The organism is Pseudomonas sp. 21615526 (genome assembly GCF_013386245.1).
GTDB lineage: Bacteria > Pseudomonadota > Gammaproteobacteria > Pseudomonadales > Pseudomonadaceae > Aquipseudomonas.
In genome coordinates this window covers 60,505-69,483 of sequence record NZ_JACAOM010000020.1, presented here as the reverse complement: position 1 = coordinate 69,483, position 8,979 = coordinate 60,505, and the positions used below count along the sequence as shown (strand labels likewise).

Below are 8,979 nucleotides of genomic sequence, written 5' to 3'. Positions count from 1 at the left end.
GCGTTGCCCAGCAACGCGATGGAGATCGCCTGGCCGGCCTTGGTGTATTTGTCGATGCGCGCCAGGGCGTCGTCGAGGTCGGTGGCTTGTTCGTCGACGTAGCGGCTGCTCAGGCGGAAGTCGATGCTGACCTGCTGGCATTCGATGTTCAGCGAGCAGGCACCGGCCAGGGTCGCGGCCAGTGGCTGTGCGCCGCCCATGCCGCCGAGGCCGGCAGTCAGGACCCAACGGCCCTTGAGGTCATCGTTGTAGTGCTGGCGACCGGCTTCGACGAAGGTTTCGTAGGTGCCCTGCACGATGCCCTGGCTGCCGATGTAGATCCAGCTGCCGGCGGTCATCTGGCCGTACATGGCCAGGCCCTTGGCATCCAGTTCGTTGAAATGCTCCCAGCTCGCCCAGTGCGGCACCAGGTTGGAGTTGGCGATCAGCACGCGCGGGGCGTTGCTGTGGGTCTTGAACACGCCGACGGGTTTGCCGGATTGCACCAGCAGGGTTTCGTCGTCGTTGAGGTTGGTCAGGCTCTCGACGATCTTGTCGTAGCATTCCCAGTTACGTGCCGCACGGCCGATACCGCCGTACACCACCAGTTCTTTCGGATTTTCGGCAACCTGCGGGTCGAGGTTGTTCATCAACATGCGCAGCGGCGCTTCAGTCAGCCAGCTTTTGGCGGTCAGCGTGTTGCCGCGTGCGGCACGGATTTCAACGTCACGGTATTGGGTAGGCTTGGTCACAAAAAAATCCTCAACGATCAATGCGCGAACATTGATGGGTGCGAAGAGGAAGTTCATGGACTCTTACGCACACATCTTTACTTGTACATACAAGCATATGCAAGGTTGTTGCCAACTCGACGCGTCGTTGAACAGAGAGGCCTGTAAGGCGCTGAAACTCTTGAGTTGCGCGGCCAGCCCTCCGCGAACCCATCGCGCGAATCAACCTTGGCGAGGAACTTGCGCACGGTATTGAGGCACAAAGTAACAATCTGCCAGAAGCTGGTGCGCGCACGAGTAACATCCCACGGCATTGACCAGCGCGCGTGCACCTGTGGTCACAACCCGTTACTGTCGACCCTGGAAAGATCCGGCCCGCGGTGAAAACACGCGCTCAAGGCTTTTGAGATTTTCGTGCCAAACCACGGTTTTTCGTACCCAGCCCAGAAATTTGAGAGAAAATGCAAACCCAGCACACGGTCCGTTGTCATTTGCCCCATGCGTAAACTTCTTGGCTTCACCCTCATCATGGCCCTGGTCGCCGCCGTTTCCGCCTATCTGGTCTGGACCCAGGAGCGCCCCGTGGGCCATTACCTGTCCGACCTGCGGATCAACCTGGCCGTCGACCAAGGCGTGCCCGCCGACCGCGGCAACCTGCTGGGCATCCAGCCGGAACTGTTCCCCGCCGACTACCAGAGCCTGGAACGCCTGCACCTCAAGCTGGCGGCCTATCTGCAAAACGCCCGTGACCAGGGCCTGATCAACGACAAGACCATCGTGGTACTGCCGGAACATATCGGCACCTGGCTGATGGTCAGCGGCGAAAAGAACGAGCTGTACCAGGCCACCAACCTCAAGGAAGCGATGAACTGGTTGTCGGCGAGCAACCCGCTGCTGTTCCTGCGGGCCTTGATCAGCGCCAAGGGTGACGACCGCATCGACGACGCCTACCTGCGCATGAAGGCCCCGGCCATGGCCCGCGACTATCAAGTGCTGTTCGGTGGCCTGGCCAAGGAATTCGGCGTGACCCTGGTGGCCGGCTCCATTGCTCTGCCCAACCCGAGCGTCAGCCAGGGCCAGCTGCAGATCGGTCATGGCGCGCTGTACAACACCAGTGTGGTCTTCGACCGCGATGGCTTGCCGCTGGGCCAGCCGCAACGCCAGCTGTATCCGATTTTTGACGAGCGCGGCTTTATTGAGCCGGGCGATGAAAACAGCGTCAGCGTGGTCGACACCCCGGCCGGGCGCCTGGGCATCCTGATCGGCAGCGACAGCTGGTACCCGGACAACTACCGCAAGCTCAACGAGCAAGGCGCCCAGTTGGTGGCGGTGCCGGCCTTCGTGATTGGCCGCGAGACCTGGGACAAGCCGTGGCGCGGCTTCAAAAGCGTGTCGACGCCAGCCGAGATCAGCCTCAAGCCCGAAGAGCTCAGCGAAGGCGAAGCCTGGCACCGCCTGACCCTGATCAGCCAGCAACCCATCAGCCAGGCCACCGCCGGCATGAGCGTGTTCCTGCGCGGGCAGTTCTTTGACATGGGCAGCGCCGGGCAAAGCTTCCTCAGCAGCAACGGCCAGGTGTTCGCCGACGGCAATGCCCGTGGCGCGCGCCTGCTGAACGTGTGGCTCTAACTCAATGAAGCCGGTGCGGCTTGGGGATTTGTCGGTGGGCTTCGTCCACACCTTGGCCGATGCGATCCACAGCCATGGCCTGGACCCGCAACCGTTGCTGCTGCAATACGGCCTTGACCCGGCACGCCTGGCCGAGGCGGGTGCACGCTTGTCGATCCCGCGCTATATGCGCCTGGGCTTTGCGGCCATCCAGTTGACCGGCGACGCCAGCCTGGGCCTGCGCATGGGCCAGCTCAGCCGCCTGAGCCAGGCCGGGCTCGCCGGGGTCACCGCCGCCCAGGCGCCCACCGTGCGCGAAGCCGCCCGTACCCTGACGCGCTTCGAAGCCTTGTACGGCTCCAACTATCGCGGCCAGTCGAGCTTTCACGAGGACACGGATGGCGCCTGGTTGCGCTTCTATTCCATCAGCCCCTACAACGCCTACAACCGCTTTGTGGTGGATTCGATCATCGCCGGGTGGCTGCATCAGTTGTCGAGCCTGAGCCTGCAACCGGTGCAGGCGCAACGCATCGAAATCGAATTCGAAGCACCGGACTACAGCGAGCGCTACAGCGTGCTGGGGGACTGCCCGATCCAGTTTGGCGCCGAGCACAACCAACTGCGCCTGAGCCAGAAAACCCTGGCCCTGCGCAACCCGGAACATTGCCCGAGTACCTGGCAATTACTGGTGCAATTGTGTGAACGGGAATTGGAGCAGTTGACGCGCACCCGCAGCCTGCGCGAGCGCATTACCCGCTTGCTCGGGCCGATGCTCAATGGTGGCCGGGAACCCGACCTGGAAGAAGTGGCGTCACGCTTGAAACTGCCGACCTGGACCCTGCGGCGCAAGCTGGCGGAAGAAGGGACTCAGTTCCGGGCGATTCTCAACGACACTCGCCGCGACCTGGCCATGACCTACATTCGCGATACCGAACTGGCGTTCGGTGAAATTGCCTATTTGCTCGGTTTTGCTTCAGCGGAAGCCTTTCAACGGGCGTTCAAGCGCTGGAACAGCCAGACCCCAGGGGAATTTCGCCGCAGTCAGCGGCATTCCGCCTGACGTCTGTCTTACAGCTCGGTGGCATCATCGGCCGGATCCAGCGGATCCAGTTCAAAGGCGTGGTACTCGAGCAATTCTTCTTGGTAATCGTCCATGGTTGACTCCTTGTTTTATGAAAAGGGGTTGCTTAGTGACCTGCACAACCAGCCTAAAGTGCCGTCATGACGAAAAAATGTCCGTGGCATGACGTTCCTGCACTTCAGGATTAAACGTAGCAGGATTGCCTTGATTTAGCCGGATGAATTTTAGATGCAACTGCAATCATTGCAATTGCAATCGTAAGCCGAATTCCTTTAGGGTATGGGCACCCGTTGCCAAGCGACCCTGCTCATGACTGCCAGCACCGAACGCTCTGCCCTGATCTGCATCGACGCCCTGAATGCAACGCAGCAGCCCCGCTGCTCGCCCCTGTATAGCGTGATGACCATGGCCAACACCCTGGAGTCCAGCCGGCAGGCGTGGGTGATTCGCGGCCAGTCGCGCTCACGCCGAGTGGTGAGCTGGCCCACCTGGTTCGCGCGCAATACCGGGGAAAAACCCATGCTGTACCTGCACACGGCCGCGTCATCGGCGCAGTTGCGCGCGCTGTCCGGCGAGACCCGTCAGCGGGGCATCCTGTGCAACGACAATGCAACCCAGCCCTCCCCTTCACTGCCCTTATGGCTGGCCAGCAATCCTCACTGCACACCTTATGACCCGGCCTCCGGCGAGGAAGCCCGGGCGATTGTGCTGGCGGGTTTGCAGGCGCTGTATGTCGACGGCGAGCCGGGGTTCTACTACCTGGCACTGCACGATCAACACGAAGGGCCAGGGCTGAGCCCGCAGGATAGTGAGCATGCGCTCAGGGGCATGTACCGGGTCTGGCGCTCATACACGAGTGAATTGAGGGTGCGGTTGCTGGGTGCGGGTCGAGCGTTTGAAGAAGTCGTGCACGCCGCGCAGTTGCTCGAGACGGATTGGAACGTCGAGGCGCAACTGTGGAGTTGCCCCAGCTATACACGGCTGGCCCGCGAAGCGAATGCGGCGCAACGCTGGAACCGCCTGCACCCGTTGGAACCGAAGCGCAGTTGTCATCTAAGGGATTGCCTGGCTGGGGATGGCGCGCCGGTGGTCGCGGTCACTGGGTATCCGCAGCCGATCGTCGATCAATTGGCGGGGCATGTGGATGCGCGGTTTGTGGCGTTGGGTGCGGGCTCCGTGGAAACGTCTGCACCCAGTCGATATTGGGTAGCGGTGCTGGCATTGAAGGCGTTGGCGGATGACGGCTGGATCGAAGCAGAACAGGTGGAGACCGCCCTGAATCGATATCACCTGAAATGACGATCTGCAATCCATCGCAGATCAAATGTGGGAGCGGGCTTGCTCGCGAAGACGGTGTGCCTGTTGATATTACTGTTGCTGACACACCGCTTTCGCGAGCAAGCCCGCTCCCACACGGAATCCGCGTCGCCTGGAATATTTGCTTCAGGGCTTACGCCGCCCGCGGGTCTGCACGCCCGCCTCCATCGCCAGCCCCGCGGTACGTTCCAATGCCTCGGCAAAAACCCGGCGTTGCTCGCTGTCGAGCTGCGACAAAAACAATTCATCCACGCTGCTTTCGTAGATTTTCCACATCTTTTTACGCAATACCCGGCCCGCGTCGGTGATCGAGACAAAGGCAGCACGCCCGTCACCGTCGGAGCGCGAACGCACCACCAGGCCGTCCTTTTCCAGGCGGTCGACCAGGCGCGTCAGGTTGTAGCGTTCGATGGCCAGCACATCGGCCAATTCGTGCATGCGCCGGGTGCCATCGGGGCCACTTTCCAGGCCCCACAAAGCGTCGTACCAGGCATACGGCGGCAGACCGGCATCGGCCAGGCGCCGTTCGATTTCACGGATGACCGTCCTGTGGGCCCGAACAAAACGGAACCAGACATCAGGCTCTTTCGACGACATGCAACACCATCCGGGGAATTTCAAGAAGGTTGCAATAGTAGCTCATCCCGCGCTAGATTCAGCCATGTAGTTGCAATTGCAACTACATTCGCAAAGCTCCCACAAGGAGCCCACACGCTGAAACCCGTCCACCCTGGAGCCTGACATGACCCCGAACACTGCAGTACGCCTCGACGACGATCCACAGGAAACCCGCGAATGGCTGGAGTCCATCGAATCGGTGCTGTCCACCGAAGGCCGCCCGCGCGCGCATTACCTGATTGATCAGTTGCTGGATTTCGACGTGGCGCGGCATGGCGACTTCTACGGGCGGGTGACCACCCCGTACGTCAACACCATCCCGGTAGACCGCCAGTTGCCCTACCCCGGCAACCTGGCCACCGAGCGCCGGCTGAATGCGTTTATTCGCTGGAACGCCATGGCCATGGTGCTGCGCGCGGGCAAACATTCCGGCGTGGGCGGGCATATCGCAACCTATGCGTCGGCTGCGGTGCTGTATGACGTAGGCTTCGACCATTTCTTCCGTGGCCGAACTGAAAGCTTCGATGGCGACCTGGTGTACATCCAGGGCCACTCCGCGCCGGGCATTTACGGGCGGGCGTACCTCGAAGGCCGGATCAGCGAAGCGCAGCTGGACAACTTCCGCCGGGAAGCCGGTGGCGACGGTTTGTCATCCTATCCGCACCCTCGCCTGATGCCGGACTTCTGGCAGTTTCCTACGGTTTCCATGGGCCTCGGACCGATTACCGCCGCGTATCAGGCGCGCTTCATGCGCTACCTGGAGTTCCGCGACCTCAAGCAGCACCAGGGCCGCAAGGTGTGGGCGTTCCTCGGTGATGGCGAGATGGATCAGCCGGAATCCCTGGCGGCCATTTCCCTGGCCGGGCGCGAGAAACTCGACAACCTGATCTTCGTGGTCAACTGCAACCTGCAACGCCTCGATGGCCCGGTTCGCGGCAATGCCAAGGTGATCCAGGAATTCGAAAGCCTGTACCGCGCCGCCGGCTGGAACGTGATCAAGGTAATCTGGGGCGGCGGCTGGGATGCGCTGCTGGAAAAGGATAAAAGCGGCTTGCTGCGCCAGCGCATGATGGAGTGCGTGGACGGCGACTATCAAAACTACAAATCACAAAACGGCGCCTACGTGCGGGAACACTTCTTCGGCAAATACCCGGAGTTGCTGGCGCTGGTGGCAGACATGTCCGACGACGACATCTGGAAACTCTCACGGGGCGGCCATGACCCGGACAAGGTCTACAACGCCTATGCCGCCGCCGTGCGTCACAGCGGCCAGCCGACGGTGATCCTGGCGAAAACCGTCAAGGGCTTCGGCATGGGCGAGGCCGGCGAAGGCCAGAACATCAACCACCAGCTGAAAAAGATGGGCGCTGAAGCCGTCAAAGCCTTCCGCGATCGCTTCGGGCTGGAAGTGGCCGACGACCAACTGGCTGAAATCCCGTATCTCAAACCGGCCGCCGACAGCGAAGAGGCCCGCTATTTCGCCGCCCGCCGCCAGTCACTGGGTGGCTACGTGCCGGCTCGCCATAGCGCGGTCGAGTCGCTGAAGATCCCGGAACTGGATGCCTTCGCCACCCAGCTCAAGGACACCGGCGAACGCGCGATCTCCACCACCATGGCCTTTGTGCGCATCCTCGGCACCCTGCTCAAGGACCCGAACCTGGGCAAACTGATCGTGCCCATCGTGCCGGACGAGTCCCGCACCTTTGGCATGGAAAGCCTGTTCCGCCAGATCGGCATTCACTCCGCTGTCGGCCAGCTCTACACCCCACAGGATGCCGGCCAGCTGTCCTACTACAAGGAGAGCAAGGACGGACAGATCATGCAGGAAGGCCTGAATGAATCCGGCGCCATTTCCTCGTGGATTGCCGCGAGTACGTCCTACGCCAACCACGGCTTGATGACCGTGCCGTTCTACATTTTCTATTCGATGTTCGGCTTCCAGCGGGTCGGCGACCTGGCCTGGGCCGCAGGTGATGCACGAGCGCGGGGCTTCCTGCTGGGGGCGACGGCCGGGCGCACCACGCTGATGGGCGAAGGCCTGCAGCATGACGATGGCCACAGCCATGTGCTGTCGTCGGTGATCCCGTGCTGCATTTCCTACGATCCGACGTTTGCCTTCGAGCTGGCGGTGATCATTCGCGAAGGCATGCGCCGGATGTACGTCGAGCAAGAGGACATCTACTACTACATCACCCTGCTCAACGAAAACTACCCGCACCCGGCGATGCCCGAAGGCGTCGAGGACGGGATTCTCAAGGGCATGTATCGGTTGAAGGCGGCTGAAGACACCACGCAACCACGGGTACAGCTGATGGGCAGCGGTTCGATCCTGCGGGAAGTCATCGCCGCCGCGGACCTGCTGCGCGATGATTTTGCCGTGGCCAGCGATGTGTGGAGTGTCACCAGCCTGACCGAGCTGCGCCGGGAAGGTCATGCCGTGGAGCGCTGGAACCTGCTGCATCCTGAAAGCGAACCGCGTACCAGCTATGTCGAGCAGTGCCTTGAGGGCCAGCCTGGGCCCGTGGTGGTCGCCACCGACTACATGAAAATCTTTGCCGATCAGATTCGCCCGTTTGTACCGGGCCGGCGCTTTGTGGCGCTGGGCACCGATGGCTTCGGGCAATCGGATACCCGCGAAACCTTGCGCGAGTTCTTCGAGGTGGACCGGTATTTCATTGCCCTGGCGGCCTTGAAGGCGCTGGCGGATGACGGCCTGATCAGCCGCGCCAGGGTGGCGGAGGCGATCAGCCGCTACGGGATCAACGTCGACAAGGCCAACCCCGTAGCGGTGTAGTTACTGTGCAGGCGTCGGCAGAGGCGGAATCGCTTCGGTCGGCGCCGGCAGCGCAGGAGTGGTGGCCTCTGGCGCAGGTGCCGGGGCTTCCTTTGGTGCAATCGGCGCAGGTTCCGCCGGTGGTACTACCGGCTCCGATGCCGCTGGCACCACAGCCGGTGTCACTGGGGCTGCCGGTGTGGCCGGCGCGTCTTTTGGCACTTCTTTCGGCGCTTCAACCTTATCGGCCTTATCGGCCTTATCGGCCGCCGGAGCTGCCTTAGGTTCCGGGATGCCCAGGTCAGCCTTGGGTTTCTCTGGAATATGCGCTGCCTTTTTCACTTCCTGGGGCAGGAAAACGTCCACCAGGGCGAAATAACGCTCATAAAACTTCGGCGCAGACACCGTCTCGCTGGCCACCTTGACCATGGAGTCGTCGGTGGAGCCAATCGGCATCGACACCGAACCCAACACACCCACACCGAGGCTGGCGGAGTTGTTGACCTTCTTCAAGGCGTAGCGATCCTGCAAGGCGTTGGCGAACATCGTCGAGTGATGATTGCCGCTGCCATCGTCGGCACACACCACGTTGAAGCTGATCTGCAGGTGAGTTTCGCCGGTCTGCTGGAAGCTCTTGTTACCCGCCACCAGCTTTGGATCGCTGCTGGTGATGATGTAACCCTGGCTCAACAGCGCACGCCGCGCCGCTTCGCAGGCCGCCGTGTCACTGACCGGGTAATCACGGGAAAACGTGCCGGAGTCGTCGAAGTTCTCATGTTCATAAATAGCGGTCTTGGGTGACGAGCAGCCCGCAGCGCCCGCCAGCACCAGCGCCAACCCGAGGCTACGCAAGTGAAATGATGTCGACATCG

At 61.7% G+C, this 8,979-nt stretch carries 7 protein-coding genes; 4 read left to right on the top strand and 3 right to left on the bottom strand.

The genetic code is table 11. From position 1 onward, the window contains the following. A partial coding sequence (gene hutU, locus HX786_RS31855) for a urocanate hydratase (protein ID WP_372846507.1) occupies positions 1–731 on the bottom strand: 731 nt, incomplete at its 3' end. 477 nt (positions 732–1,208) lie between these two features. Here hutU and HX786_RS08205 point away from each other — a divergent pair. The 3 genes from HX786_RS08205 (at position 1,209) to HX786_RS08195 (ending at position 4,698) form a co-directional block, all read left to right on the top strand. Then, positions 1,209–2,339 carry a carbon-nitrogen hydrolase family protein gene (locus tag HX786_RS08205; RefSeq protein WP_003207875.1) on the top strand — a complete coding sequence of 377 codons (1,131 nt, stop codon included), beginning with the start codon at positions 1,209–1,211 and terminating at the stop codon, positions 2,337–2,339. Positions 2,340–2,343: 4 nt separating this feature from the next. Next, entirely contained in the window at positions 2,344–3,378 is a 1,035-nt protein-coding gene (locus HX786_RS08200) for an AraC family transcriptional regulator (protein WP_008431962.1), read from the top strand. 300 nt (positions 3,379–3,678) lie between these two features. Further along, positions 3,679–4,698, top strand: coding sequence for a pyruvate dehydrogenase (locus HX786_RS08195; protein WP_178911925.1), 1,020 nt, complete (start codon positions 3,679–3,681; stop codon positions 4,696–4,698). A 144-nt stretch (positions 4,699–4,842) separates the two neighbouring features. Here the strand turns inward: HX786_RS08195 and HX786_RS08190 are convergent, their stop codons facing one another. Continuing rightward, the gene (locus HX786_RS08190) at positions 4,843–5,313 is read right to left on the bottom strand and encodes a MarR family winged helix-turn-helix transcriptional regulator (RefSeq protein WP_177069800.1); all 471 of its coding nucleotides are present in this window, start codon (positions 5,311–5,313) and stop codon (positions 4,843–4,845) included. 145 nt (positions 5,314–5,458) lie between these two features. On the opposite strand from HX786_RS08190, the gene aceE reads away from it, so the two are divergent. Continuing rightward, positions 5,459–8,128 carry a pyruvate dehydrogenase (acetyl-transferring), homodimeric type gene (gene aceE, locus HX786_RS08185; RefSeq protein ID WP_003207866.1) on the top strand — a complete coding sequence of 890 codons (2,670 nt, stop codon included), beginning with the start codon at positions 5,459–5,461 and terminating at the stop codon, positions 8,126–8,128. Here the strand turns inward: aceE and HX786_RS08180 are convergent, their stop codons facing one another. Continuing rightward, a complete protein-coding gene (locus HX786_RS08180) occupies positions 8,129–8,977 on the bottom strand; it encodes a DUF2242 domain-containing protein (RefSeq protein ID WP_178911924.1) in 849 nt (282 codons plus the stop codon). Positions 8,978–8,979: the final 2 nt, after the last annotated feature.

What these genes read in the sequence shown, in the direction of transcription:
- HX786_RS08205 (WP_003207875.1), top strand. Translation starts at nt 1,209, where the DNA reads ATGCGTAAACTTCTTGGCTTCACCCTCATCATGGCCCTGGTCGCCGCC.
- HX786_RS08200 (WP_008431962.1), top strand. Translation starts at nt 2,344, where the DNA reads ATGAAGCCGGTGCGGCTTGGGGATTTGTCGGTGGGCTTCGTCCACACC.
- HX786_RS08195 (WP_178911925.1), top strand. Translation starts at nt 3,679, where the DNA reads ATGGGCACCCGTTGCCAAGCGACCCTGCTCATGACTGCCAGCACCGAA.
- HX786_RS08190 (WP_177069800.1), bottom strand. Translation starts at nt 5,313, where the DNA reads ATGTCGTCGAAAGAGCCTGATGTCTGGTTCCGTTTTGTTCGGGCCCAC.
- aceE (WP_003207866.1), top strand. Translation starts at nt 5,459, where the DNA reads ATGACCCCGAACACTGCAGTACGCCTCGACGACGATCCACAGGAAACC.
- HX786_RS08180 (WP_178911924.1), bottom strand. Translation starts at nt 8,977, where the DNA reads ATGTCGACATCATTTCACTTGCGTAGCCTCGGGTTGGCGCTGGTGCTG.